Genomic DNA, 26,224 nt, shown 5'->3' with positions numbered 1-26,224 from the left:
ACATCTGCACGAAACTCCACCGATATTGGAAGAAACCTATTTTACTAAGGTCAAAGTTCTACCCTAGTAAGGAAGGACGGAAGGTGTAAGGCTTGCCAATTCAGGTGAACCCTAGCGAGTACAGGCTCCCCTTCTTCAAGGAGCAGGGGTATCAGAGGAAGCAGTGCAGGGTTGGAGGGGACTTCTTCTGGACGCTCAATGCCAGCTTTGACACTTGTCAGGACGTGCCCGACACTGATTACTGGTTTGACAGGATACCCTCGGTGCCAGGACTGACGGTGGCGGAGGCCAGGAGGAAGTTCATAGATTTCTTTGCAAGGCACGGCCACACGCCGGTTCAGCCAAGGCCTGTGGTGGCCAGGTGGCGCGAGGACCTTTACCTGACCATAGCCAGCATCGTGGACTTTCAGCCGCACGTGACCAGCGGCCTGGTGCCGCCCCCCGCGAACCCCCTCGTGATAAGCCAGCCTTGCATAAGGCTTGAGGATATAGATAACGTAGGCCTCACCATAGGGAGGCACATGACTACGTTTGAGATGGCTGCGCACCACGCGTTCAACTATCCTGACAAGCAGGTCTATTGGAAAGATGAGACCGTGAGGTATGCCTACGAGTTCTTTACCAAGGAGCTTGGAATACCTGGAGACCTCATAGTGTTTAAGGAGTCCTGGTGGGAGGGAGGAGGCAACGCTGGGCCATCGTTTGAGGTCACGGTCGGCGGCCTCGAATTAGCAACCCTGGTATTCATGCAGTATAAGATAGATGAAAATGGCAACTACGTGGAGCTTCCGCTGAAAATCGTCGACACAGGCTACGGAGTCGAGCGTATGGCCTGGTTCACGCAGAAGACTCCAACGGCCTTCCACGCCATCTATGGCCAGCTGCTGGATAAGGTGAGGGGCGAGCTAGGCCTTCCGAGGCCCCCTGAGGAGTACCTCTGGGCAGCCTTCAGGGCCGCGGCTAAGTTTAACCCTGACGTGGAGGGCAGCCTTGACGCCTTCTACCAGCAGGTCTCAAAGACTACAGGCGCCCCCCTGAGCGAGGTTAGGCAGGTTTTGGAGCGCGAGGCAAGGCTTTACAGCGTGCTGGATCACAGCAAGACCATAGCGATGATGTTAGGTGATGGAGTTGTTCCAAGCAACTCGGGGGAGGGCTACCTTGCCAGGCTAGTGATAAGGAGGGCCCTGAGGCAGCTCAGGCTTCTCAACGAGGGCTATGACCTGGCTAGGATTGTTGATATGCAGATAGACCTCTGGGGCTCCGACTTCCCGCAGCTCAAGGAGAACAGAGGCTACATCGTTGAGGCGGTTGGCCTTGAGGAGGATAGGTACAAGGACCTGCTTAGGAGGGGCGAGAAGCTGGCCCTACGCGAGTTGTCGCAGGGGGCAAGCCTGGAGACCCTCATTAAGCTCTACGACAGCTATGGCATACCTCCAGAGGTAGTTGCGGAGGCCGCGGCTAAGAAGGGCATAACTGTGCTGGTGCCGCGTAACTTCTACTCGCTGGTGGCGGCCAGGCACAGGGCCCCCGCCAAGGTACGTTCCATAGAGGAGAAGAGCTCACTGCCGGAGGACGTGGTCTCCTGGGCCCGCCAGTTTAAGTCAACGGAGCTGCTGTTCCACAAGGACCCCTATGCAAGGAGCTTTACCGCTAAGATAATGGGTGTCAAGGGCGAGTACGTGGTATTGGACTCAACGATATTCTATGCCACTGGCGGCGGCCAGCTTAACGACGTAGGGGTTATGGAGATCTGCGGTGAAAGGTATAACGTGGTGGACGTTCAGAAGGCAGGTGACGTGATAGTTCACAAGCTCGACAGGGCCGTTGATAACGCCTCATGTGGCGAGGCCAGAGGAGAGATAGACTGGGTTCGTAGGTTTAGACTTATGAGGCATCACACGGCAACCCACATAATACTCGGAGCTGCAAGAAGGGTCTTAGGTAACCACGTATGGCAGGCGGGAGCGGAGAAGACGCCTGAGAAGGCAAGGCTTGACATAACACACCATAAACCCCTTACAAGGGAAGAGGTCAGGAGGATAGAGGAGCTGGCAAACAGGGTCATTGATGAGAGGAGGCCAGTGCTGCAGGCCTACATGGATCGTAATGAGGCTGAGTCCAAGTATGGCTTCGTGCTCTACGAGGGCGGAGTTCCAATGGAGCGCAAGATAAGGGTTGTGGAGGTCCAGGGCTGGGACGTCGAAGCCTGTTTTGGGACGCATGTGACCAACACTGGCGACATAGGGGGCATAAAGATAATCAATGTAGAGAAGATACAGGATGGTGTAGTTAGGCTTGAGTTCGTGGCAGGTACGAGGGTTCCTGAAGAGATGGCGGCCCTCGAAGATAGGATGGCACAGATGTCCTCAGAGCTAGGAGCGCAAGGTGGAGAGGAGCTGAATAAAGTCAGGGAGCTTAAAGATGAGTTGATGAGGCTGAGGGAGTCGGTGAAGGCTTATCGTAGCCTATGGCTTAGCACTGCCAAGGACCTTGTAGCCTCAAGCAAGGTTAATGGCCTTATCGTAGCTACCTTAGAGTACCCAGAGCCTGACGTGAAGTCAGCGCGCGATGCGTTAAAGGAGCTAACTGACGAGTTCGTAAACTCAGTCATAGCTGTAGCCGTTAAAGAGGATAAGGGCTACAGATACGAGCTTGGCCTAGGCAGGGAGGCCTCCAGGGTACTGAGCGTGGAGGCGATACTTGCGGCAATTTCATCAGAGCTTAAGGTTACCGGCGGAGGCAGAGGCACCTACGGGAGTTTCTTCACCAGCGAGGTTCCAGAGAAGGTTGATGCTATAATAAAGCGCTCCGTTTCCAGGATAGTATCTCAGAACGCTCAGAGCTGATGGCCTTTGTTGCAATAACCAACAACAATATTAGTTGCTTAAAGATAGTACGCCCTTTATTAGATGTCAAGAGACCTTATTCAGTTCTTCCTGGAGTTTCTTATAGAACCTGTTCCACCACTCAGCCATTTTCTCGGTGTGGTACATGGCGTCCTCCCAGCCATGCACGCCTGTCTCAGCAGCAAGAGAAGCTATGGCATCCATGACCTTTCTGGACTCCCACGGCTCTGGCGTAGCCTCAGATTTGGCCTGATACTCGGCTATTCTCTTATAGGTCAAGAGGCCATGTTTATAGACGTCCAGCTCAGCCCCAAGCATCTCCTTATAGAGGCCCGTGAGGGCCTCTTCGGCCCAGCCCCTGTGGAATCTGCAGAACCCGGCGTTTGCTATTAGCAGTTCCATCACCGCGCGCCGTAGCGCCGCGGAGGCGTAGTCCTCAGGCTCCCTAAATGCCGGCGAGTAGTCGGTCCAGTATTTGCCAAGCACGAAGAGCGGCGCAAGGACCCCTGGCGACCAGTAAAAGTTCGGCGTGAAGTAACCGCTCTTGCCAAAGGCTGCATATACTAGGAGATCCTCGAACTTAACACCGCTCTTGGCCACGCGGTCGCTGTAGAGATTGTCTAGTTCCTTGGCCGCGGCCCTGAGCCCCATGGAGCCCACTATCTTAAGGACTTTAGTGGTATCATCGCTTACTAGGTTTATGAGAAGCTTCCTGGCCAGCTCAGCGTTCACCTTGCTGGCCTCTGGACCCTGGAGCTTCGGATCCATCACTGGCTTCCTGTCAAGCCCCACGTCTTCTGGGTTCAACAGTCCCTTGTCTATGAGGTCGAATATCCATCCCACGAAGTGGCCTGCCTCTATGGCATCGAGCCCCAAGTTATCAACCAGGTCCACCAGCTCTGCGCTCTTCTTTATGTCAAAGATTCCACTTATGGGGCCAACGCCATGGGCAGGCTCATAGTCTATCTTGACCTTATTAAATATTTTCTTACAGACGACCGGGCACGGCTCGCCACAGTTCTTGGAGGCAGGCGTGAGCTTTCCTCCATCAAAGACCTCGTCCTGGAATGGGCGCCAGAAGTAGTCCATAATTTTCCCATGCAGTTCAAGCCTGAGACCGCGACTTAGGTACACGTGGTTATAGTTGAGCATTGGAACAAGTTCTTTGTAATGTGGGTAGTTCTCGCCAAACGTGCCTCCGGTCTTAGAGGCCGGGTCAAACCTGTACTTTGTGGTCTTGTCAAGAAGCGCCTGTGAGAAGGGCTTCTTGTAGACCTCCTGTGCAATCTTGTTGAGTATCTGTACATTTGAAAGGTTTGGATTAGGCCTCTTGTAAGTTCCACCAAACGTTATGGCCACAACGTTGTGCGCCTGTGCCATAACGGAGCCCCCACCGCCTCTGGAGGCCGAGTCCGAGACTTCAGTCAAGTTGCCTTTGTCATCTAGGACGTAGCTGAAGATGCCTGCGAAGGGGGTCTTATAGGCCCCAGGCCCCACTACGGCCACTCTGGCGTGGTTCTTAACTATGAGGTCCCTGTCCATGTCAACGACGTACTTAGTTAGCGCCTTCGTGCCGCTGAGTCCTGCGTAGTTTGAGTATATCTTGTTAAGCTCGTCAAAGCTTAGATCCGAGAAGCTCACGGAGACTTCGCCGTTAGAGCTACCTATGACCCTTATGAGCAGGGGCCTCTCGCTTCTGCCGGTAATCACGAGCGCGTCAAGTCCAGTCCTGAAGAATGAGTAGCCGGCCCCTCCCATCTCGCTCACGTGGAGGCCCCTGCTCTCTGGGCTCTTGAAGACAGCCACTATTCTGTGGCTGCCAACAACGGCGCCGCCTGCAAAGGGTCCTATTCCAAGCACAAGAGGGTTGGCGGGGTCCAGAGGGTCTACGTTATAACTCTTCATGTCTAAGTGTACCTGCAGCCCAAGGTCAACTATTCCAAAGAGCTCTGGGTTGTTTACGGATTCGATTTTATAAGAGCGTTTTGTGGCATCAATATAAAGCACTTTAAACTCCATTTAAGTTAAGCACCTCCACTTATCTCCGTTAGGAATAGTTTTGTAAGGGAAGTTAAATAAGTATAGGACAGGCCTTAGATCAAATTAGGTTTCGTTTAATGGCTTTATATTAAAATTTCATGAAACTATGAGCAACTGAAACTTTTATAACCCAAGGCAAGTCAGTTATGAGAGGTGTTACGGGTGCCGCAGGAGAAGATAATAAACATTCAGATAGAAGGGGGGAACGCTAAGCCCGGCCCGCCTCTAGGCCCAACTTTATCCTCCCTAGGCCTAAATGTCAAGCAGGTAATAGATGAGATCAATAATAAGACAAAGGACTTTAAGGGCATGACAGTGCCTGTAAAGATAACAGTTGACATGACGACAAAATCTTATCGCATAGAGGTCGGGATCCCCACCGTTACAGCATTGCTGCTCAAGGAGGCAGGCGTCGATGCTCCCAGTGGTGACCCAGCTCACAAGAAGATCGGCAACGTAAGTTTTGAGTCCATAGTCAAGGTCTCGTTAATGGTAAAGCCTAAGATAACCGCTAAGACACTAAAGTCGGCCGTTAAGAGCGTGCTTGGCACCGCCAAGAGCATAGGGCTAACGGTGGACAACAAAGACCCAAAGGAAGTCATAAAGGACGTGGACGCGGGCGCTTATGACGAAATAATAAGCAAGTACGAGTCTGAGTGGGCCTCCCGCTAAGATATATAGTGTGTTTCAAAGCTCGCAACTCTGCAGTAACCAGTTCTTAGTCAGTAAAATCAGTAATAAGAATAAGGGGTCCTTGACCAAGGGCGGCGGGAACGGGGCGCATATTGGTGACCTCGATTAAGACTTTGACCCTGGCGTTAGCAGGGGCCGACCTTCTGGTAACCTCCTCGATTACGTACGCTGTTCATCTGATGATGGGGATTTCATGGTACATATCTATTATCATCTATGTAGTACTCTGGCTCTCAGCCATGTTATTTATAGCGTGGCTCCTCCATAATGAGCTTAGGGTCTCCCTCGCTGAAAGGTCTATCTTACAGGCAGCGGCTTGCAGAAAGTGCAGTTATATGTTTCTAAGAGACGTATTGGCCTGTAACCTTGATGGCCCAGGCGCTATCAGCGCCGCGGTCTGCATATCATTCCAGGACAAGAGGCTTTACTTTTACAGGTACTTTAATGCAATTCCTACTAAAGACCTCAGGGACTTTCCCTGCGTGAGGTTTGAGACAGGCCTCTTCGACTCCGTGGGTTCAGTCAGCGTATTCAAGGGTAAGGGCATGTTCCTGTTGCCTTCAGGCGACGTGCGCAGAGGGGAAATCGAGGTGTACTACACAAACTATAATGGTTTAAACGAAATCGGAGAGAACCTCAAGATTATTCTTAAAACGCTGGGAGATCATGGACTATAGCTTTAGAGCCTACGTAAGGTTTATAAAGCAATATGGAGTACCAGCCCTATTATTTCAAGTAACCCAAATGCTACGGCAAGGTTGGCAGTCATCACGTCGATCTGCAGCCAGGACTTAGAGTTTTCCACTTTTCTAGCTATTGAGAAGAGCAAAGGCAAGGATAGTAGTGGCAGAAGGGCTTCAGGCGGCAATATGCCTAGGACCACGAGAGCAACCTGAACTACATAGGCAACAGCCATGAAAACGTAGTAGATGGCCTTGGAGAGACCTGGGCCCAGCACTGTAGCCAATGTCTTCGCTCTCTTGCTATCCCTGCCTAAGTCTCTTATATTATTCGCCATGAGTACGTCATCTATGATGAAGGCCATCGGTATGCCGACCGCGAGCCCCTTCAGAGACAGCGAGCTGCTCGCCAGGTAGTACCCTGTGAGCGTCAGGAGCAACATGGAGCCAATCACGGCCAGATCGCCAAGGGCCCTATACTTCAGTTCCAGAGGCGGCGCGCTGTAGAAGTACCCGAGGAAAATGCCAAAAAGCCCTAGAAGTATTGCTAATGGCCTCCCTAGAACAGCAACTGCAACCCCGAGCGCTGCCGAGAAGAGGAAGAAAGCGAGGGATATGGACTGAGTCCTCCTAGGTCCCACCTCCTTGTCGAAGACGAAGTTGTACCTAAGCGTGGCCGAGTCCGGGCCATCTATGCCTTTATAAAAGTCATAGACGTCGTTAAGTATATTGGTCGCCGAATGCATGAGGAGCTCGCCTACGATAGCTAACATGAGTATCAATATCACTGGCAGAGAAAACTTAGCTTTATTGAACGAGAGAAACCCTATCATTAATACCACTATAAACATAGGCAAGCTCCACGGTCTAGTACCCATGAAGACTTTCTTGGGGCTGGTCAAGATGGCACCACTTTATAGTGGTTTGAAAGAAACTTAAAAACATTGGGGAGCGATCGCTATTACGTCGATGGGTAGCTAGAGTCCTGTAGCGGCAAATTTAAGGACCTTTGATACGCAGCCTGAGCTTAGGCGAGCAGGATGACGCTGACGGTAACTAACACCCTAGGAAGAAGGGAGGAAGTCTTCAGGCCATGGTCTCCTCCACTTGTAACCATGTACGTCTGTGGTCCAACGGTGTACGACTACGTTCACATAGGTCATGCTAAGACATTTGTGGCATTCGATGGAATAAAGAGGTACCTATCACTGCTAGGCTATTCCGTATATCACGTTCAGAACATAACAGACATAGATGACAAGATAATAAAGAGGGCCTCGGAGCGCGGCGTGAGCTGGAGAGAGGTAGCGGACAGCTACGCGCAGGATTACCTGGAAAGCCTCTCGAAGCTCAACATAAGAGTCGACTTACACCCCAGGGTGACGTCTCACATAAACGAAATCATAGATTTTATAGGGAAGCTTGTCGAGAAAGGCTATGCTTATGTGGCGTCGAGCGGCAGCGTTTACTTCGACGTTGATGCATACCCCGACTATGGAAGGCTTAGCGGCAACTTCAACAAGGCCCTGTGGGATCAAGGGGAGGGAGTGGTGTCAGAGAAGCGCCATCCTTATGACTTTGCTCTGTGGAAAGCCGCCAAGCCTGGAGAGCCGTGGTGGGAAAGCCCCTGGGGCCGCGGGAGGCCCGGGTGGCACATAGAGTGCAGCGTGATGAGCAGCAGGTATCTTGGGAGCAGGATCGACATTCATGGAGGGGGCTCCGATCTCATATTTCCGCATCATGAGAACGAGAGGGCCCAGAGCGAGAGCCTCTTTGGCAGCCCCTGGGTTAAGTACTGGCTTCACACGGGCATGCTGACTATAAGGGGCGAGAAGATGAGCAAGAGCCTTGGAAACATTGTAAGCTTAAGGGACGCGATAAATGAGTGGGGCCCCAATGTAATAAGGATGTGGGTTCTTACCTCTCATTATAGAGGAAGCCTCGAGTACTCCGAACAAAGCCTTGGACAGGCCAAGAAGCTGGTCGAGAGGCTGCGCGATATTGCGAGCGACATAGTTAAGAGGCTCTCTAAGGAGGAATACGTCAACTATATGAAAGCCGCAGATGTAGACGAGCTTTTCAAGCTAAGGTCCCTGTACCTAAACTGGCACGCGGCGATGCAGAGAGACTTTAACATGGGGGAGGCCGCGGGCAGCGTATGGGCCTTAACCTCAGAATATTACAAGTATATAGCTTCATCGGAGTCAAGGGCCCTCATAGCTTTTACGTACAAAGTGCTTGTAGACTTTAACAGAGTCTACGCAGTCTTAGATGATATTTTTGAGGGGGCGCCGATGGCCCCTATAGCTTCCCTCGAAGACCAGCTTATAGATCTTTTAGTTGAGGTTAGGTCGCAGCTTCGTAAAAACAGGATGTACGACCTAGCAGATTACATAAGGTCCAGGCTGGCTTCATATGGCGTAACTCTAGTCGATAAAGGCGAGGAGACCACATGGAAAAGAGCGGGCTGATGAGCGATGGAAAGGTCTAGGCCACGCCTATCCTAGACTTATACTCAGAGTAAAGGGCATTGATGGCCGAGACCCAGGTGTCAAGACCCTCTGGTGACGTTGGATAGGCGTCGTAGAGCTGTTGAACCCTCTTCATATAGGCGGCCACGGTGGCTAGCTTAGGCAGCAGCGAGGGTCTGCCGAGCATGCGAAGCGCTATAGAGACCTTGTCAAGGAGCCCTAGGTTGGCCTTCAGCTCGCCTGAGACGCTCGTCTCATAAACTTGGTCTGCGTTCATTACGCCATGCTTAAGGCCGTACTCTATGTCGTCGTTACTGAGCCTCTGTAAGAATATCCTGAAGATGTCGAGAGAAGCCTGCCTTCTCCCAATGGACTTTATATAATTTATGTTAAGGTCCCAGAGGGCCTTGGCTGAGAAGTCGTTCTCAGTGAATGCCTTGATTATTGACTTAGAGGCGTAGTAGGCTGCGACCATGGCGTAGCCCATTCCACCTCCGTGCACCGGGTTCACAGTATACCCGTTGTCCCCTATTCCAATGAAGTTATCCCACACAAGCGTGTTAGCAGGGCGCCTTGTTGGAACCTTGGAGCCGGCCGCGTTGATAACCTTTCTATAGTTCTTGACTTCGTCTAACTTTTCGAGCCTCTGCTTGAATATAGTGTTAGGGGTTGGATAACCCATGCCTCCCTGAACCCCGAGGCCTATGTTGGCGGACTCCTTGCCCTCAGGGAAGTACCACCAGTAGCCCCCTGGGGATATCTCCTGGTTAACGTAGATCTTAAGGTAGCTGGGCTCCTCTACAGTGTAGTTCAGTTCCCTGATCTCGCGGTAAGCTATGTTGGCGTCCTTAGGGTCCAGGGGTTCATTAACGGGCCAGGACGTGGGCAGCTGCCTCCTTAGGAGGCCGCTGTTGCCGGTAGCGTCTACTATGATCTTTCCTTTGAACAGAAGGTCCTCGCCGTTCTCGCCTTTGGCATAAACGCCGACAAGCCTTCCCCCTTCCAGCTTAGGCGACGTGACGCGGGTTCTCATGTAAATATCGACATCGCCCTTAGCGCTCTCATTAATGAGGGTAAGTCCGTACTTGTTCCTGTCTATTATGAACCCTTCTCCGTTAACCCTTAGCTTGACGCCCCCGTAGGGACTTACTATATCAATGCCGTCTATCTTTTGCTTAAGCGACTCGCCCGTGGGATATGGAAGGCCCGTCTCGTCAAAGTGGTGCTTGCCTATAGCATCACCGCAGGGCTTGCCCCACGCGCCTTCAGGGCCATTCATTTCAATGCCTGCCACTTCGAGCCCAGATTTCCTTAGAAAGTAAGCGAGTGAGGAGCCTGCAGGGCCGAGGCCTACAATTACTACGTCATACGTTAGCTCCTTTGTCAAGACGAACCTCCTTGAGCTACTGCTTCGTGCGGGGTTTAAAAACAACGATACTTAAGCTAAGGGGCGCTCACCAACATTAGGTCAGACTCGCTTGGCCTACGGTGAAGAGGGGAAGATCATCTACATGTCACTCTATCTTTATGTTGACACTTCCCTTCGAGCCCTGAAGCTTCTTAAACTTAATTTCGAGCACTCCATTCTTGAACGTAGCCTTAGCTGAGCTCGGATCCACGACGGCTGGCAGCTCTACTTCCTTTGAGTACTTTCTCTTGTCGCCTTCAGCCCTAATGCTGACTGTTCTTTCAGTGGCTGAAACCTTTATTTGATCCTTGTCGACGCCAGGCAGATCCGCTACGACCCATACCTCATCGTCACGTTCCATAACGTCCACCATCGGTTCAGTCTCATCGCTTATTATTACCTTTCCCCTGCCTTCCTTCTTTATGTTGCCAAACTGCTCTATATGAGGCACGCCGTCTGGGCCAACGTAGACCCTCACACCATAATAATATGGCCCTTCCTTAGTGGGGGCGTTCTTAAGCAAGTCCTCGAAGTCCCTCTCCATGTCCTCAAATTCCTCTTCAAATCTCCTCATGAGGTCGTCTATCTCATCGAATATGTCATCAAAAGACCTCCTTTTCTTCTTGCGCTCGTCGCTCAACCTCTAACCCCCAAGGCTTTTAGGATTCTCGGAGATTTTATATATAGTATAGCTGGATGTAGTCTTTGGCCTATTGCGGCGTTTACTGCTGGGGTCGATATTTAGAATTTAGATCTGGTTTGCTCAGAAGCTTATTTGGCAGCGCAAGTTATATGTTAACGAAGGAGACTACTGGTGCCCTTCGAGGGATGGCTGATAAGGTCTTCTGATGGCGCTGTTTGGATGGTCAAAGGTTACGAGCACCCCGATGATGGTCACATAGCGGTTCCGTATCATAGCGACTTCCCTTGGCATATTGACAACAAGAACGTAGGTGGCGTCTCATACAGGTACTTGGACTGCATCGGCAGAGAAGCCTACGTAGTCCCTAGACGTTATGGGACCTTAATAGATCCATCGGATGCTATAAGGAGAGTTACCTTACCGCGGGGCCTGAGCGAACTACTTGACGTGCTGAACCCTGAGTGGGTTGGTATAACTGGCAGCCGGGCCTTGGGAACCGCGAAGCCCTCCAGCGACTACGACCTTCTACTCTACTCTAATAAGCCCTCGGAGCTTTACAACTCGCTAAAGGATCTTGCCCAAGAAGGCCGAATAGCTGAATGCGAGCATGAAACTAGGTACTCTAAAGTTAAGGACACCTGGTCCTTAGATGACTTCAATGTAATGCACGCTTTCAAACTTTTGGACTCCTGTTACAAGGGCATCGCCTATACCTTGAGGTTGCTTAGGCAGGTCGAGGAGAGAGGGTGCACCAGCTTTTACAGGAGCCTGGGCTGGTTTGAAGGCGTTATTTATATTAACGACATAGGCGAGGGCTTCCTGGTCCCAGCAAGGTACAGTGTTAGGCTAGGCTTCGTGGAGCTAACCGCTTATATGTTAACGTGGAGGACGAGGTACCAGGAGCTGCCCCCTGGCAGGTATCTGGTCAGAGGCCTATTACAGGCCTCGGGGCCAGATCTGTACTTGGTACCAGATGTTTGGGGCTACGTTAAGCCGCTGCAGGTATGGGCATGGAAGCGCGATAATAACTAGGGGTCTTCTGTTTGGCGTAGAGATAGGGCTGCAGGCGCCGCCAGGGTTCATACCAATAATACCCAAGTATGTGCCCTGTGACCACGGCAAATGGGAAAGGCCAGGGGCTAAGCTATGCCGGATCATAGAGAGCTACGGCCCAGGCGGGGTTGCTAAGGCTTTCGAAGGCTCTGGACTTAAGCTCCTATATGATCCCGCTTACTCCTCCTACATGCCATACATTCCCATGAGTAGCGTGCTCGTTTACATGAGCCCTAAGGAGGCTCTGAGGAGGGCGTTAAGCGGTGGATCCCCACTTGTTGTTGAGCTGGCAAGGGCAGCGCAGGCCCTTTCAAGGGCCGTGGGCTCTGCCGACAGCTTGGGGCTCACAGGTTCCTTTGCTATGGAAATAGAGCAAGGCTTCTCCGACATAGATTTTGTGGTCTACGGCGTTGATGAGGCGACTGCAGCCTTCAAATTCTTTACAAAGTCGCTGAAGGAAGGAGAATGTAAAGAGGACTTCGGTGGGGTGCGAGTGAAGGGCTTTACTTGCCTTGCATGGAGAAGGGGTCTTCTGGATGGCGTCAACGTTCCAGTGAGCTGGGTAGGCGTGCCTGAAGGCCCTGCTTCTGCGTGTAGGCCGCTCAGCGAGTATAGTCATATAGAGCCGCCTGCGAGGAGCTACGCTAATGTCCTCACAATACAGCCATACCAGGAGAGCGCCCTCCTTTACCCTCCATGCGTTTCGACCGAGGAGGGCGTAACAATAGTTTCATTTGAGTACAACCTAGGAGGCTACCTCTACAGGGGAGGCGAGGTTTTTGTGGATGGCCTAACTACGTCAGATGGCAAAGTGGTTTACATAGGGACCAGGGAGAGGCCTGGAGGCTTAACTTTAATTAGGCAGTTCAAGCCTTGATGGTCCGAAGATTGACTTATAGCTGTGGGACTATTCCCTCTGTAGAGCTGAAGTGAAGCGCCATGGGCAAATACATAGTGGCCTCAGCATGGCCATATTCTAACTTCATACCTCACCTGGGCACGGTGCTTCACCTGCTGAGCGCAGACGTTTATGCCAGGTACCTGAAGCTGATGGGTCACGACGTTGTGTTTGTGACAGGCAGCGACGAACACGGCACACCCATAGAGCTCGAAGCCAGGAAAAGGGGCATAAAGCCTAAGGAGCTCACGGACCAGGTCCACGCCTATGATGTTGAGCTCTTTAAGAAGTTCGAGTTCGACTTCAGCTTGTACTCGAGGACTGAGAGCCCGGTGCACAAGGAGTTCGTCAGGGAGTTCTTCCTCAACTTGCAGAGGAGAGGCTATGTCTTCCCCCAGGATGAGGAGATGCCGTATTGTCCCAATGATAAAATGTTCTTGCCCGATAGGTTCATAGAGGGCACATGCCCCTATTGTGGTTACGAACATGCTAGAGGCGACCAGTGCGATAACTGTGGCAGGCTGCTCACTCCAAGGGACCTCATAAACCCCAGGTGCGCTATCTGCGGCGCAACGCCAATCTGGTTGAAGACCACTAACTACTACATAGACTTGGGCAAAGTTCAGGAGAAGCTGCTGTCCTGGCTTCAGGGCAGTGAGCTCCAGGATAGCGTCAAGAACTATAGCATAGAGTGGGTCAAACAGGGTTTGAAGCCAAGGGCGCTGACCAGGGATATAGAGTGGGGCATACAAGCGCCCTTTGAAGGCGCTGAGAATAAAACGATCTACGTCTGGTTTGACGCTCTACTTGGCTACGTTAGCGCTACCAAGGAATACCTAATGTCAAAGGGCGAGGATGAGAACTCCTGGAAGCAGTGGTGGTTTGACCCCTCAACTAGGTCTGTTTACTTTATAGGCAAGGACAACATACCGTTCCACTCCATAATACTTCCCTCTCTCTTTATAGCCTCAGGGGACCCTTACGTGATGCCGTGGCGCATAAGCGCCACCGACTACTTGCTTTATGAGGGAAGGCACTTCAGCAAGAGCAGGAGGGTTGGCGTCTGGATAGACGAAGCCCTAGAGATCGCTCCGGCCGACTACTGGAGGTGGGCTCTGATAAGAATGAGGCCGGAAAGCGGCGACGTAAGCTTCCAGTGGAAGGAGTTTTACAGGATAGTGAACAGCGAACTAAATGACAACATAGGGAACCTGGCCTACAGGGTGCTAAGCTTCGTGAAGAGCAGATTTGACGGCGTTATACCCCCTGCTACTGCCTCTGATGCCCACGACAAGGAGACGCTGGAGGAGGCCGCATCATTAGCTGGCAAAGTTATAGAGCACATGGATAACGTTGAGCTGAAGAAGGCCAGCGAGTTCGTGCTTGAGGTGGCGCGTCTAGGCAATAGGTACCTCAACGAGTCAGCCCCCTGGGACCTTATAAAGAAGGACAGGGAGAGGGCGGGTACTGTCATTAATGTAGCGGCGAGCATAGTAAAGGCCGTGGCGCACCTAATAACGCCCTTTATGCCTAGCATTGCAGAAGACCTCTGGCATCAGCTAGGCTTCACGGGAAGCGTGATGGATGCTAAGTGGCCCGAGAATCTCAGCAAGCCCATAAGTGGAGGCTCTAGGATAGGGGAAATTCACCCGCTCTTCAGGAAGCTGCCCGAAGACTTCTTAAACAACATTGAAAGAGTTATAGAGGAGGCGCGGGCCAAGGCTAACTCCAAGAGGCCCCCTCTTCTGAAGGACTATGGCATAGCGGGCTAGTGCAAAGGCCGTTAAAAACGCTGAGCGCACTATATTCCAGGACCACGGGATGAGGACGTGGGCAGCCAGCGACGTCAAGGATGAGATGCCTAGACTCACACTGACCGTGGGACGCGTTAAGGTCCAGGGTCCTTTTAGTAAATTGAGTAAAAAGAGATACCAGTTAGGTTGGGTCTAATGAGTTTAGGTACGCCGTTCATTACTCCAAAAAATTTTAATAACGTTGCCTTTAGAGTATGTGAACCGGAGGTGGGATAGTTAAATGTCCACAAGGCTCACGGGTCTAGTGAAGGTAGACTCCAAGGGGAGGATAACGATACCGCAGACCATAAGGGAGTCGCTAGGTATAGAGGCCGGCATGCTAGTAGCTATGCTGGCCGATACTGATAAAAAGGAGATAATAGTGAGTCCGATACTGGCTGAGAACGCCAAAGTTATAGAGATTGACGTCTCAGTACTTGATAAGGTTGGCGCTCTAGCTAAGGTAGCTGACAAGCTAAGCGAGCTAAAGGTTGACATAGTTGCCAGCAGGTGCGCCTCGATAACGAGGGGAGAGGAAGGGGAGTGCGTCTTCATAGCCGACATGAGCCAGTCGAACGCCGATGTAGAGACTATACGTAAGGCTCTTGAAAATCTAGACATTGTGACCCAGGTTATGATAAGGCAGTTCGAAGCGCCAAGCTTTTGATGAAGAGGACATTAGCTGCAGTAGGGGTCTCATACCGCACTTTCTCTAGCCATTCTAATACCTAAAACTATTTAAAAGCCCCTACAGTCCTGGAATGGCGGAGCCGAGGGGCAGTAATAATGTCAATAGAGCTGAGGCCCGAGTGGAGGAGGTTCAAGTACAGAGGCAGGAGCCTAGAGGAGCTTCTAAACATGCCACTCGACGAGTTCGTCTCTCTGCTCCCAGCGAGGCAGAGGAGGAGCCTGCAGAGGGGATTGACGCCTGCCCAGAAGAAGCTGCTTGCTAAGATAAGGGCTCTTAGGCGCTCAGGCAAGACCGATGTCATGGTAAAGACTCACGTGAGGGACCTGGTTGTGCTGCCAGAGATGGTAGGTTTAACAATAGCCGTCTATAATGGCAAAGAATATGTGCCTGTAAGAGTGGTACCAGAGATGATAGGGCATAGGCTGGGCGAGTTCAGCCACACAACAAAGATAGTGCACCACGGCGAACCAGGCCTCAAGGCTTCAAAGAGCAGCCTGCACATAGCAGCTAAGGGGTGATCCAGTATGCCGGAGTGGTCCTATTCGTTTAAGCCTGCCAACGAGGGCCTATCGGCTAAGGCTATGATGTGGGACATTCCAGTTCATCCTAAGGTCATGGTAGAGGTCGCGAGGGCTATAAAGGGCATGAAGCTGAGCGACGCCGAAGAGTACCTCAGAAGGGTTGCAGAGCTCAAGGAGCCGGTACCGTATAGGTCCGCTTCGAAGAAGATACCTCATAAGAGGGGATTGGCTGACAGATGGGGTATACCAATGGGTAAGTACCCAGTTAAGGCAGCCAGGTACATGCTGAAGCTTCTTGAAAACGTCTCTAACAACGCTGAGAACAAGAACCTAGATGTAGATAACCTTTACGTGGTCCATGTGGGTGTTCATAAGGGGATAACGCTCAAGAGGGTTTACCCCAGGGCCTTTGGGAGGGCCGACATTATAAGGAAGGTGCATTCTCACGTTGAGGTGATAGTTGAGGAGAGGGGTGGCAGCTGAAATGTCCAAGATTAAGAGCTACTTCCTGAGGCAAGGCCTGACACGGGTAAAGGTTGACGAGTATCTGGCTCAGAACTTCTACACTGCAGGCTATGCCGGAGTCCAGATAGTCCAGAGCGGGCTAGGCACCAGGGTTCACATATTTGCTGAGAGGCCAGCGCTAGTCATAGGAAGGAGAGGCGCTACAATAAGGAAGCTGCAGGCTGTCCTGGAAAAGGTGTTTGGACTTGAAGGTGTTCAGGTAACCGTCAGCCAGCCAGACAACATGGAGCTTAATGCTAGGGTACAGGCGTTTAGGATAGCGAGAGCGCTCGAGATGGGCTATCACTTCAGGAGGGTAGCTATGGCTACTATGAGAAGGATTATGGAAGCCGGCGCGGTTGGCGTAGAGATAGTCATAAGTGGGAAGCTCAGCAGGGAGAGGGCTAGGTTCGAGAAGCTTCAGGCTGGCAAGGTTATAAAGACTGGGAACGTTGTCGACGTTTATACCGATCGCGCCATAGCTTACGCCAAGCTGCCTTTAGGCATAATTGGAGTTGAAGTTCGCATAATCAAGCCTGAGGCGGCAAAGCCAGACATATTATTAAGGCCTGACTCTGAAGCAGCGACAATAGCCGCGCAGTTAAGTGAAGAGGCCTCTGAGGGCCAGGGCGAGCAGAGGGTTAAGGAGATTATAGAGGGAGGTGAGGAGGGTGGCGAAGTACAGGCTAAGTCCTGATGATCTGCGTAAGCGGAGCCTGGAGGAGCTTACAAAGCTTTTGCAGGAGCAGAGGGGCGAGCTAACATCGCTACGCCAGAAGGCGTTATCTGGCTCCATAGACTCGCCCGCTAAGATAAGGGAAATAAGGAAAAACATAGCTCGGATACTCACCGTAATGAATGAGCTGTCCAGAAAGAGTCAGCAAACTAAAACAGCAGCGGAAACGACAAACTCCCAGCAGGGGCAAGGATGAAGTTCACCTCATCAAATATAAAGTTTAGACCTCTTGTAGGTTTGAAGGTGAAGGTGATTAGTTCTACTGATCCCTCCCTGCTTGGAGTCTCCGGTACCGTTGTAGGCGACTCTAAGAATGCTCTAAGGCTTAGGGTGGAAAGAGGTAACAGAAAGAAGGAAATAACTATCATAAAGCTTCATTCGACATTTTCTATAGTCACTCCCGACGGCAACTTTATTGTTAGGGGGTTAGACATTATAGGTAGGCCGGAGGAGAGGCTGAAGAAGGCCATAAGTGGGTAGTCCAGCACTCAAAGGGTCAAGCTCAGCGTAGCGCTGGCGTCTGCTCAGGCCTAACGTATGCCTATAGCGTGAGACGTGACGGGGAAACCCTTTTAAGTCCTTAGATAGACCCGCACAGAGGAAAGGGGATATTAGAACATGCCTGCCCAAAAGGCACTAAAAGCGTTAAGCGTGCCTGGAGTTAAACCGCCATCTGTATCCTGCACTGACCCTAACTGCCCCTGGCATGGATCACTCAGGGTACGTGGCGTGCTTCTGGAGGGAACCGTGGAGAAGTTGAAGACTAAGACCACGGCTGTGATAAGGCATGATTACCTTTACTATGACAATAAGTTCAAGAGGTATGAGTGGAGAAGGACAAAGAAGCACGCCCATGTGCCGCCATGCGTTGACGTGAAGCCCGGTGATAAGGTCCTAATAGGCGAGACCAGACCCCTTTCCAAGACAGTTAAATTCGTTGTGCTAGGAAGGCTCGAGAGGTGATAGAAGTGGTAAGAAGGCAGAAGTTCACTGCGATACTTTCACGCTTTGGATATAGCGCTGGCCTTCAGGTGGGCACTTATGCTGTAGTAGCCGATAACAGCGGCGCTAAGGAAGCCATGATAGTCGATGTGCCTGGAGTTAAGACTAGGGTAAGGAGACTTGCAGCGGCAGGACCCGGCGACATGGTGATAGTTACTATAAAGAAGGGTACCCCTCAGGTTAGAAAACAGATAAGCTACGCGGTTGTCATAAGGCAAAAGAGGCCTTACAGGAGGCCGGATGGGACTTGGGTCTCCTTTTCAGATAATGCTATTGTTTTAATAAACCAGGATGGAACGCCCAAGGGTAGCGAGGTCAGAGGTCCCGTGGCCAGGGAAGCGGCTGAGAGGTGGCCATCTATAGCAAAGCTCGCCACAACGATAATTTAGGGGGTGGGGTGGGTGGCCAGCCAGCAGCCTAGGGAGCAGCGTAAGGCGTTTTACAACGCACCTTTACACCTTAGGCATAAGCTCGTCTCGGCGCACTTAAGTAAAGAGCTAAGGGATAAACTTGGCATAAGGTCGCTGCCGCTTAGGGTGGGAGATAGGGTCATAGTAATAAAGGGCGACCATAAGGGCAAGAGCGGCAAGGTAGCTGAGGTTGACCTAAAGGGGCTGTGGGTCAAGGTAGAGGGCATAACCAGGAAGAAGGCTGATGGAACTGAAATACTGGTCAAACTGAGGCCGTGGAATCTAGTCATAACAGACCTTAACTTGAAGGATGATTGGCGCAAAAAGATTATAGAGAGGAGGGGCGGTAACGTACAGGCAGCCGCGCAGCAAGAGGCTCAGCAGGCTGGAGGTGCTAAATAATGGCTAGGATGGGAGGGTCTAGGCACTTAAAGGCGCTCAGCGCGCCTAGCGTCCAGAGGATTCCGAGAAAGGTAAGACCCTGGACCGTAAAGCCGTCGCCAGGTCCACACCCTGCAGACAGGAGCCTCCCTCTGCTCATAGTCATAAGGGATCTATTGAAGTACGCAGAGACGGCGCGCGAGGCCACCAAGATAATTTCGTCAGGGCAAGTCAAGGTCGACGGGAAAGTTGTAAGGGATTACAAGTTCCCCATAGGCGTTATGGATATTGTAGAGCTGCCCTCGCTCAATCTTTACTACCGCGTAGTCCCTGACCCAACAGGCACTTTGAGGCTAGTACCGATAAGCAAAGAGGAGGCGTCGCTAAAGCTCCTCAGAGTTGAAGGCGTCACAACGCTCAAGGGAGGACACTTCCAGGTTCACCTGAGTGATGGAAGGAATGTCCTGGTGAGGGTTGAGGACCCAAGAAAGCCTGGCCAACTTCCTTACAAGCCGCTGGACTCCCTTGTGCTGAACGTTCCTGAAGGTACAGTTAAGGATCACATAGAGTTCAAGGAAGGCAACCTCGCGCTGGTCGTGTGGGGCAGAAACATGGGCAAGCTTGGCAAGATAGTGAGCGTCACGAGGGGGTGGGGCTGGGACAGGAGCGTGGCATCTCTGCAGGACTCAGCCGGCAACTCCTTCGAGACCTCGCTGTCCAACATTTACGTGGTGGGTACAGATAAGTCGGTGGTAACTGTGACGCAGGGGTGATGTTATGAGTCAGCAGACCGCTCTCACAGATGAAGTTGTAAACAAAGTGCTCTCAGAGTGGCAGAAGAACCCCATGAGAAAGCCCAGGATAGCGAAGGTTACAGTGAACATAGCGTTAGGGAGCAGCGGCGAGAAGCTAGTTAAGGTGCAGGGACTGCTTGAGCAGCTCACAGGACAAAAGCCTACTTTAAGGAAGGCAAAGAAAACCATAAGGGCCTTTGGAATCCACAGGGGAGAGAATATAGCCGTGGCCGTGACCCTTCGTGGTCAAAAGGCCATGGATTTCCTTAAGAGGGCTTTAGAAGCCACAGGCCATAGGATTAAGGCCTCCAGCGTAGATAAGTTCGGGAACGTGTGCTTCGGAATACCTGAGTACATATTGCTGCCTGGGGCAAAGTACGACCCTGAGATAGGCATAGTAGGCATGGACGTCTGCCTCACAGTAGAAAGGCCAGGCTTCAGGGTTGAGAGGAGAAGGAGGGCCCGCTCATCTATACCTTTAAAGCACAGAGTTAGACCAGAGGAGACTATGGTGCTACTGAACAAGGAGCTTGGGGTTACTTTCGTGTGAGGTGATGGCGATGGGAAAGATAAAGCCGCCTAAGGCTAAGGTGATGGGGAGAGGTGCCCAGAAGTGCCAGAGGTGTGGAACTCGCGACGCGGTTATACAGAAGTACGGTCTCTACCTTTGCCGCCAGTGCTTCAGAGAGATAGCCGTAGAGATTGGGTTTAACAAGTACTCGTGAGGTGATATGGGGTGGTGTATGATACTCTTTCAGCTCACCTTTCCGCGATTTATAATGCGGAGCTCAGGGGCCAGAGGGAGGTAATTCTAATGCCAGCATCTAAGCTGACAGTGTCTGTGTTGAAAGTACTGCAGAAGGAAGGGTACATAGGTGACTTTGAGTACATAGACGACGGGAGATGGGGCAAGTTCAGGGTAACTCTGCTGGGCCATATAAACAAAATTGGCACGATAATGCCCAGAACGCCTGTCACCTACAGGGAGCTCCTTAGATTGCCTGAGCACTTAAGGAGGTACCTGGCCAGCAGGGACCTGGGCTACCTGATAATTTCGACTAGTCAGGGCGTGATGACCCACAAGGATGCCATGCAGAAGCGCCTGGGAGGCATACTTATAGCATACGTCTATTAACGGGTTCGGTATTCTCGTTTTATTCTTTAAAAAGGTCCTACTCCGCACAATAACAGTGGGAGCTTGGATATGGCGTCCCTCAGAGCCATTTACCCTGGAGGCAGCCGTCTTAAACGTATAGTATCAGCAATGGCTAAAGTCAGCGACGAGGCGACGTTCGACTTTGCCCAGAATGAAGTCGTATTCTGGCTCTTTAGCCCAGATAAGACCGTTTTGGCTGTAGCAAAGTTCGAGCCTTCAGCTTTTGAGGAGTACTCTTTAGACAGCGAAGTCAAACTGTCAGTCAATGTAAGTGAGATGAATAGGGTAGTGAGAAGGGCCACCAGAAATGATGCGATTGCCATGCAGTATGAGACGGGAGCCCCTGGGCTCACAGTCGAACTGCAGGATAGGAAGACCTCCTTTTCTAGGTCCTTCCTAATAACGGCTTCTGAGTCCACGGAGGAGTCCCTAAGGGAAATAAACATGAGCCCCACGGCAAGGATAGTTATGAGCGCTGGCGATCTCGAGACGCTGGTAACCGATGCTAAGAGCGTGGGCGACGTGGTAGAGTTGCACGTGTCTGATGGCAAACTAGAGGTAACGGCGTCCGCTGAGGGCAAGAGCTACAGGTGGCTAATGTCACAGGGAGCGCCGCTTCAGGAGCTCAGCGCAGAGGCCGAGACCAAGGCTTCCTACAGCGCCAAGTCTCTTTATTCGTCTCTTAGGCCAATTATGTCAATTGCTGAGAGCGTGCAGCTAGAGTTCTCAACTGACTACCCGCTCAAGGTTGCAATTAACCTCTCTGGGCCCGAGCAGATGATAATATATATAGCGCCTGTTCAGGGGTAGAAAGCTTCATGTGACTGTTGTAAATTGTAAAGAAGTAAATTGTAAAGGAAAAAAGGTTATTTAAAGCATAGACTCAGGAGGGCTACTCTATCCAGTCATGGGTCTGTATTTTCTCTGGCAAGTACTGGAAGGCGAGGAACTTAAGCCCCTTGCTTGCCATGGCCTCTATCTCTAGCTTGGCCTTCTTATCAAGGAACATGTCTATTTCCCTCTTCCATAGGGGCGTGCGGAACCACGAGTAATTCATTAGTTCCTTGGCTCTCCTTATGTCAAGGTCTTTGGCCTTAATTATATAGTTTCTCCTCTCCTCTTCAGTCAGGTATGGCTTCTTTCTTCCATAGCCGAAGATGTCACTCATGGAGACGCCGAGGAACTTCGCCTTGGGTGTGGCTAACCTTTCGCTTTCATAACTTAACTGAATGCTCCCAACCTTGAAGACGCTGTATATGTACCATCCATACGGGTCGCTGTCTGTAAGCACATAAACGGGCAGGCCTAGTTCTTCGTTGAGCCTTCTCACGAACCTCCTGGTGGCTCTGTCTGGCTGGCCGGCGCCGGTAACCAGTATTGACTTGTACTTCTGCCAAAAGCCGACCCTGTGAAGCTGCTGGAAGACTGCGTCCTTCTCAACGACCAGGACAAACTCGGCGTCAACATCAAGGAACTCTATCAGGTCCGGCGTGGACTCTATGGCATATGCGCCGTGTCCAAGCTTAGAAAGGTCTATGATATCGTTTCCGCTCCTTATCCTCATGTTGCCAACTACTTTGCCCTTCTCCTTGCTCAGAATCATGAGGTCCTCTCTTAGTAGGCCAAGCATAACCTCTAAGTCCCTAAGCGCCGCATCACTCTCTGCTTGCTCATCCCAGGTGTTTTCCTCTCTATGCTTCCCATCAAGGTCATGAAATACTATAGTGTGCTTGCCCCTGTAGTAAAGGTCTCTTATGGTGGGGTACTCGTTCTCTATGAGCGCTCTGTAGATGTTGGCCGCCATCACAAGCGTCTGCATGAACCTCCTGGACTCGTTCATATCAAGGAACTTCCTTTCAAGTTTTGAGACGCCAAGCTTTAATATGCCCTTCTCGGCGTCAAAGACTGTATTAGCAAGAGTTCTCTTAGGTATCACTAGCTTAGGGTCAGCGCCCTTCTCCAGCGAGCTTAGTAAGTTCGAAAAGGTCTTATAGATTATTTCGGCGCCTTTCTTTCGGGCCTCGATGTCTATCTTATCCTGAGTTGGAGCTGACACTTTAACTCACCTCCTGTATGGAGATCCCTTTTATAACCCTCTCAACTATGAGCCTTGGGTTCTCCTGTCTCCCGTCAATCTTGGGCATCTCTATGGACGCTGCCACCTTGGATATAAGCAGCTCCGTAACTTTAGGTTCCAGCTCCCTGTACCTGTTAGGATCCTCTGGTGGCGAGCTTAATATTGCTAGGCTCCTGGCCACCTCAGGTATGTACTTGGCTATGCTCACTATCTTTTCCTTTGCAAGCTCCTCACGCGCTTTGCGTGATATGTAAATCCTGAGGCTCCTGGCCACCTCATGAATACCGTTTCTGATCTCGCTCTCAAGCTCAGGTATCTCGCTTATGCTCTCCTTTCCTACGCCCTTATATGGGACCTTGGTACTTGCCACATGCACAAGTACTGCCAGCTGATAAGGCTCCTGAACGCCATACCTGCCCCAGTCAATGTTAGTTAAAACCTTATATGACACGTCCTCCTTCTCTTCATAAAGTAAAGGTATCTTGTTGGCAAATCTGAGCAGTATGGGCTCCTCCTGGGGCTGTATGGCGCCCCCATATGCGATGCCGACCTCTACTATGAATGGGTGGCCCTGGTAGGCCCTGGCGGGCCTCGTCACGGCCTTGACCCATTCCGGCTTAAACATCCTGGTGAGCCCGAGCTCTATAAGCTCTTCACCTATAGGGCTCAGGTAATCGCTTCTAGGTCCCTTAAAGCCCCTGTAGTTTCTCAGCGCTGTTACCAACGCCTCGAGGTCCTTTAACTTCTCCTTTTTAAGGAGGGTCTTGGGATTAATATCAGGTTTCAGGCCCACGTGTCTCAGGAACTCGGTGGCCGTTTTGTCGCCGATGCCTTGGAACTCCTCCTTTAGGAAGTCCAGCAAGGTCTCAGTCTGTGTAGACATAAGCATGCTCCTGACCTGCTCTAGGTCGACTCCATGAGGATGAGGCTTGGCCTCTCTTGGTGGTTTAGGCATTTTCTTGGTGGCCCTCGGGAAGAAGTAAATTTCACCTTCAGGGGTCACAAGCCAGAGCTCTGCGTAGGGCGCTATTATGGCAGTGCGCCTTACATATTCGATTATCTTTGGCTTAGCCCTAGTCCAGTCACCCTCGACTATAGCTGACGCTATCGTACCATGCCACGAACTTCTCTTGTCTAGCTGTCCGTCCTCAACAACCATGGGCTCGTTCTTCTTGATATCAATCTTTATTTTCTGATAATATACGAAGTTGCTGTCCTCCTGTGAGCTAACGACCGTTATAGGTCTGCCTGTGGTGGTCTGGGAGTAAAGCACTACAGCTTTAACTCCTAGGCCGTACATACCTCTGGTCTGCCTTATCACATACTTACTGCTGAAGAGCACCTTGCCGAAAGCTTGAGCCATCACAGTCTTTGGCACGCCTATACCGTTATCTTCAACGCTGACCTCGTACCTGGCGGGCCTCTCCTCAGTCTCAGGCTCGATCTCCTTTATGTATATCTTTACTTCTGGCAGTATTCCATGAGAGTCTGTTGCGTCGAGCGCGTTTTCGACTAGCTCCCTGACGGTCTGGTAAAGGGCTCTGGTAGGGTTTGAGAAGCCGGCTAGCTCCTTGTTTTTAGAGAAAAACTCTGCCACGCTTATCTCCGAGAACTTCTCCTTGGCGTTATCTATGGCGTTTTCCTCAGCCAAGCCTCATCCCCTTTTACTTTGTTTACCTAATTTTTAGAGGCGCTTAGCTCAGAAATTAGTGCTACCCCGTAGCTTTAAACATTTTCACATAACAGCAAGTGTTAGCGTAGATGCTAAACTAATAAGATGCCCAGAAACTAGTAAAATGCAGTATCATTCTTGGCCCGAAGTCTCTGGCAGCTTAGCGTTGGCCAAGAGGTAAGCCGCTAGGAGGGGCAGCGCTATAGTGGCATCTGCATAGACTATAACTTTATCTGCTTCAGGCTTTACTTTGCCCCACGTTATGGCCTCTCTGGGCATGGCACCGCTTAGGCTTCCATCCCACTCAACGGCCGTAGTTATGTAAACCACATAATCAAGACCCTCCCTAAACTGGCTCCACCAGATGGTGTGGTGCTTACTTATGCCTCCGCCTATTATGAGCGCTGAGGCCTTGCCATGGGTTCCGAAGAACAGGTCCGAGAGCCTCTGCATGTCCCTGAAGTAGTTTATCTTTATCTTAACCCCCCTCTGACTCTCGAAGAAGAGATCTGTTCCAAAAGCGCCGTCGGGCCATCCTGGGACGAAGACGTCAGCGCCAGTATCGTGTGCCGCCTTAAGGAAACTGCTCTCATCGTTTATCATCTCGCCTGCCAGCTTTAGGAGCTCATACATGCCCCACTCCTCCTTAAGCGCTGAGGCCCTGGCGGCTAGGGATCTGACGAACTGCTCCACCTTAGGTCCATAGTCGTCAACCTTTATGTAAATGTTGCCCAGCCTGTGAATTCCATGTCTTGCCAGGTCGACGTCGTCCCCTTCAAAGTACCCTTTTGAGTAGGTCCCGCCCATGGCCCTTGCTATATCATGGTCCAGGGCGCCGCACGTGGTCATAATTACATTGAAAAGCCTGGCCCTTATGAGCTGCGTTATTACACCTCTAAGGCCTGTCGATACTAAGTTGCCCGTAAATGAAATGACTCTTAGGTTTGACTCGCTAAGTCCCTTAGCAAGTATTTGCGCCGCCCTCCACACATGGCCGGCCATGAAGCCGTATTCCTCCTCGTACAAATCAATTAGGTCCTTCACTGGCATGTTAGGGTCAACCTTTATGTCCTTAACAGGCTCTAGCTTCACGTTCTCACCAGGCCCTGCTGGAGAAGGGCAGGGAATATAGGGATAGCTGACCTCCTCCCGCCAAAGGGACGTTTATTGCCGCAATTCTATCAAGGTGCGAGGTTTGGAGTTTATTAGCATTTGCATCTGAAATGCCATTGGCCGTGCTTTGCTAGTCCTCTAACAGGAGGCTAGGAGGTGATGATGGTGAACAGGCACAGGAGGTCCCTTTCAAACATAATCGGGGCTGTTATACTAATAGCGGCCACCATAGTCGGAGGTCTCATGGTTTATTCATATTTCCAGAGATCCATGAACGCATTTATGAGCATGGGCAGCAGGGTCACAGTTGAAGCCTCGGCAACTCCTACAGGCAGCGGTACGCTGCTCTACGTCAAAATTATAAATAACGAGCCGCTGCAAATAACTGTCAAGAACCTGGTCGTGGTGCTTTCAAATGGGGGCCAGGAGGACGTTTATATAGAGGGCAGCCCCAGCAGCGGATATAGCATATCAACAAGTGCGCCGACCTCTCAGGGCGTCACTATAAACCCTGGTGGCGAAATTATTGCTGTAGGAAATGTAAATCTAACCTCAACGGTCGAGAGTGTCTACCTATTGTATGAGATGAACAACCAGGTCTACTACACAAACCCTGTGAGCGTCACCGCAGGCTGAGCCGCC

29 protein-coding genes are annotated in these 26,224 nt (G+C 51.3%); 22 read left to right on the top strand and 7 right to left on the bottom strand.

The annotated features are described in order from the left end of the window. Positions 1-92: 92 nt before the first annotated feature. A complete protein-coding gene (gene alaS / locus ACP5H1_RS02180) occupies positions 93-2,846 on the top strand; it encodes an alanine--tRNA ligase (RefSeq protein WP_427971178.1) in 2,754 nt (917 codons plus the stop codon). A 66-nt stretch (positions 2,847-2,912) separates the two neighbouring features. On the opposite strand, the gene ACP5H1_RS02175 is transcribed toward alaS, so the two are convergent. Beyond that, positions 2,913-4,865 carry an aldehyde ferredoxin oxidoreductase N-terminal domain-containing protein gene (locus ACP5H1_RS02175; protein ID WP_427971176.1) on the bottom strand — a complete coding sequence of 651 codons (1,953 nt, stop codon included), beginning with the start codon at positions 4,863-4,865 and terminating at the stop codon, positions 2,913-2,915. A 183-nt stretch (positions 4,866-5,048) separates the two neighbouring features. Here ACP5H1_RS02175 and ACP5H1_RS02170 point away from each other — a divergent pair, with 183 nt between their 5' ends. Together ACP5H1_RS02170 and ACP5H1_RS02165 are read left to right on the top strand one after the other, a co-directional pair. Further along, entirely contained in the window at positions 5,049-5,558 is a 510-nt protein-coding gene (locus tag ACP5H1_RS02170; protein WP_427971174.1) for a 50S ribosomal protein L11, read from the top strand. Positions 5,559-5,674: 116 nt separating this feature from the next. Next, the gene (locus ACP5H1_RS02165) at positions 5,675-6,256 is read left to right on the top strand and encodes a hypothetical protein (protein ID WP_427971172.1); all 582 of its coding nucleotides are present in this window, start codon (positions 5,675-5,677) and stop codon (positions 6,254-6,256) included. A gap of 20 nt (positions 6,257-6,276) precedes the next feature. On the opposite strand, the gene ACP5H1_RS02160 is transcribed toward ACP5H1_RS02165, so the two are convergent. Beyond that, positions 6,277-7,161, bottom strand: coding sequence for a prenyltransferase (locus ACP5H1_RS02160; RefSeq protein WP_427971170.1), 885 nt, complete (start codon positions 7,159-7,161; stop codon positions 6,277-6,279). A 138-nt stretch (positions 7,162-7,299) separates the two neighbouring features. On the opposite strand from ACP5H1_RS02160, the gene cysS reads away from it, so the two are divergent. Further along, positions 7,300-8,730, top strand: a complete 1,431-nt coding sequence (gene cysS, locus ACP5H1_RS02155; protein ID WP_427971168.1) for a cysteine--tRNA ligase — start codon at positions 7,300-7,302, stop codon at positions 8,728-8,730. A gap of 16 nt (positions 8,731-8,746) precedes the next feature. Here the strand turns inward: cysS and ACP5H1_RS02150 are convergent, their stop codons facing one another. Then, the gene (locus tag ACP5H1_RS02150; protein WP_427971166.1) at positions 8,747-10,117 is read right to left on the bottom strand and encodes a digeranylgeranylglycerophospholipid reductase; all 1,371 of its coding nucleotides are present in this window, start codon (positions 10,115-10,117) and stop codon (positions 8,747-8,749) included. A 127-nt stretch (positions 10,118-10,244) separates the two neighbouring features. Next, complete coding sequence (hsp20, locus tag ACP5H1_RS02145; RefSeq protein ID WP_427971164.1) at positions 10,245-10,778, bottom strand: archaeal heat shock protein Hsp20; 534 nt, start codon at positions 10,776-10,778, stop codon at positions 10,245-10,247. Between the two features lie 174 nt (positions 10,779-10,952). Here hsp20 and ACP5H1_RS02140 point away from each other — a divergent pair, with 174 nt between their 5' ends. From ACP5H1_RS02140 to ACP5H1_RS02060, 17 genes are all read left to right on the top strand, one after another. Continuing rightward, the gene (locus ACP5H1_RS02140; RefSeq protein WP_427971162.1) at positions 10,953-11,813 is read left to right on the top strand and encodes a nucleotidyltransferase domain-containing protein; all 861 of its coding nucleotides are present in this window, start codon (positions 10,953-10,955) and stop codon (positions 11,811-11,813) included. Then, positions 11,755-12,711, top strand: coding sequence for a hypothetical protein (locus tag ACP5H1_RS02135; RefSeq protein ID WP_427971160.1), 957 nt, complete (start codon positions 11,755-11,757; stop codon positions 12,709-12,711). Before ACP5H1_RS02140 ends, ACP5H1_RS02135 begins: the two co-directional genes overlap by 59 nt. A 62-nt stretch (positions 12,712-12,773) precedes the next feature. Then, entirely contained in the window at positions 12,774-14,504 is a 1,731-nt protein-coding gene (metG, locus tag ACP5H1_RS02130; RefSeq protein WP_427971158.1) for a methionine--tRNA ligase, read from the top strand. A gap of 262 nt (positions 14,505-14,766) precedes the next feature. Then, the gene (locus ACP5H1_RS02125; protein ID WP_013266154.1) at positions 14,767-15,192 is read left to right on the top strand and encodes an AbrB/MazE/SpoVT family DNA-binding domain-containing protein; all 426 of its coding nucleotides are present in this window, start codon (positions 14,767-14,769) and stop codon (positions 15,190-15,192) included. A gap of 119 nt (positions 15,193-15,311) precedes the next feature. Further along, entirely contained in the window at positions 15,312-15,734 is a 423-nt protein-coding gene (locus tag ACP5H1_RS02120) for a 30S ribosomal protein S19 (RefSeq protein WP_427971156.1), read from the top strand. Positions 15,735-15,740: 6 nt separating this feature from the next. Then, positions 15,741-16,220 (top strand): 50S ribosomal protein L22, encoded by a 480-nt coding sequence (gene rplV, locus ACP5H1_RS02115; RefSeq protein ID WP_427971154.1) that lies wholly within the window; start codon positions 15,741-15,743, stop codon positions 16,218-16,220. Between the two features lies 1 nt (position 16,221). Then, complete coding sequence (locus ACP5H1_RS02110; RefSeq protein ID WP_427971152.1) at positions 16,222-16,938, top strand: 30S ribosomal protein S3; 717 nt, start codon at positions 16,222-16,224, stop codon at positions 16,936-16,938. Next, entirely contained in the window at positions 16,913-17,173 is a 261-nt protein-coding gene (gene rpmC / locus ACP5H1_RS02105) for a 50S ribosomal protein L29 (RefSeq protein ID WP_427971150.1), read from the top strand. Before ACP5H1_RS02110 ends, rpmC begins: the two co-directional genes overlap by 26 nt. Next, positions 17,170-17,457: a ribonuclease P protein component 1 gene (locus ACP5H1_RS02100; protein ID WP_427971148.1), complete on the top strand. Its 288-nt coding sequence runs from the start codon at positions 17,170-17,172 to the stop codon at positions 17,455-17,457. The genes rpmC and ACP5H1_RS02100 overlap by 4 nt, the downstream gene beginning before the upstream one ends. A 138-nt stretch (positions 17,458-17,595) precedes the next feature. Further along, a complete protein-coding gene (locus ACP5H1_RS02095; protein WP_427971146.1) occupies positions 17,596-17,940 on the top strand; it encodes a 30S ribosomal protein S17 in 345 nt (114 codons plus the stop codon). Between the two features lie 5 nt (positions 17,941-17,945). Next, positions 17,946-18,368: a 50S ribosomal protein L14 gene (locus ACP5H1_RS02090; RefSeq protein ID WP_427971144.1), complete on the top strand. Its 423-nt coding sequence runs from the start codon at positions 17,946-17,948 to the stop codon at positions 18,366-18,368. Between the two features lie 12 nt (positions 18,369-18,380). Continuing rightward, on the top strand, positions 18,381-18,791 hold the full coding sequence (rplX, locus tag ACP5H1_RS02085; RefSeq protein WP_427971142.1) for a 50S ribosomal protein L24: 411 nt from the start codon (positions 18,381-18,383) through the stop codon (positions 18,789-18,791). Next, positions 18,791-19,543, top strand: a complete 753-nt coding sequence (locus tag ACP5H1_RS02080; protein WP_427971140.1) for a 30S ribosomal protein S4e — start codon at positions 18,791-18,793, stop codon at positions 19,541-19,543. The genes rplX and ACP5H1_RS02080 overlap by 1 nt, the downstream gene beginning before the upstream one ends. 4 nt (positions 19,544-19,547) lie before the next feature. Continuing rightward, the gene (locus ACP5H1_RS02075; protein ID WP_427971138.1) at positions 19,548-20,114 is read left to right on the top strand and encodes a 50S ribosomal protein L5; all 567 of its coding nucleotides are present in this window, start codon (positions 19,548-19,550) and stop codon (positions 20,112-20,114) included. Between the two features lie 10 nt (positions 20,115-20,124). Further along, positions 20,125-20,289 (top strand): 30S ribosomal protein S14, encoded by a 165-nt coding sequence (locus ACP5H1_RS02070; protein ID WP_427971136.1) that lies wholly within the window; start codon positions 20,125-20,127, stop codon positions 20,287-20,289. An 11-nt stretch (positions 20,290-20,300) separates the two neighbouring features. Beyond that, a complete protein-coding gene (locus ACP5H1_RS02065; protein ID WP_427971134.1) occupies positions 20,301-20,699 on the top strand; it encodes a 30S ribosomal protein S8 in 399 nt (132 codons plus the stop codon). 69 nt (positions 20,700-20,768) lie between these two features. Beyond that, the gene (locus tag ACP5H1_RS02060; protein WP_427971132.1) at positions 20,769-21,530 is read left to right on the top strand and encodes a DNA polymerase sliding clamp; all 762 of its coding nucleotides are present in this window, start codon (positions 20,769-20,771) and stop codon (positions 21,528-21,530) included. An 82-nt stretch (positions 21,531-21,612) separates the two neighbouring features. Here ACP5H1_RS02060 and ACP5H1_RS02055 read toward each other — a convergent pair whose 3' ends face one another. The 3 genes from ACP5H1_RS02055 to ACP5H1_RS02045 form a co-directional block, all read right to left on the bottom strand. Beyond that, positions 21,613-22,776 carry a DNA topoisomerase IV subunit A gene (locus tag ACP5H1_RS02055; protein WP_427971131.1) on the bottom strand — a complete coding sequence of 388 codons (1,164 nt, stop codon included), beginning with the start codon at positions 22,774-22,776 and terminating at the stop codon, positions 21,613-21,615. Between the two features lies 1 nt (position 22,777). Next, positions 22,778-24,448 (bottom strand): DNA topoisomerase VI subunit B, encoded by a 1,671-nt coding sequence (locus ACP5H1_RS02050; protein ID WP_427971129.1) that lies wholly within the window; start codon positions 24,446-24,448, stop codon positions 22,778-22,780. 153 nt (positions 24,449-24,601) lie between these two features. Beyond that, positions 24,602-25,561, bottom strand: a complete 960-nt coding sequence (locus ACP5H1_RS02045; RefSeq protein ID WP_427971127.1) for a deoxyhypusine synthase — start codon at positions 25,559-25,561, stop codon at positions 24,602-24,604. A gap of 180 nt (positions 25,562-25,741) precedes the next feature. On the opposite strand from ACP5H1_RS02045, the gene ACP5H1_RS02040 reads away from it, so the two are divergent. After that, the gene (locus tag ACP5H1_RS02040; RefSeq protein ID WP_427971303.1) at positions 25,742-26,218 is read left to right on the top strand and encodes an archaellin/type IV pilin N-terminal domain-containing protein; all 477 of its coding nucleotides are present in this window, start codon (positions 25,742-25,744) and stop codon (positions 26,216-26,218) included. Positions 26,219-26,224: the final 6 nt, after the last annotated feature.

The sequence above is a fragment of the Acidilobus sp. genome, assembly GCF_049973875.1.
Classification (GTDB): domain Archaea; phylum Thermoproteota; class Thermoprotei_A; order Sulfolobales; family Acidilobaceae; genus Acidilobus.
Note: the sequence above shows the minus strand (reverse complement) of the source record. Positions and strands in the feature narration are given on the sequence as shown.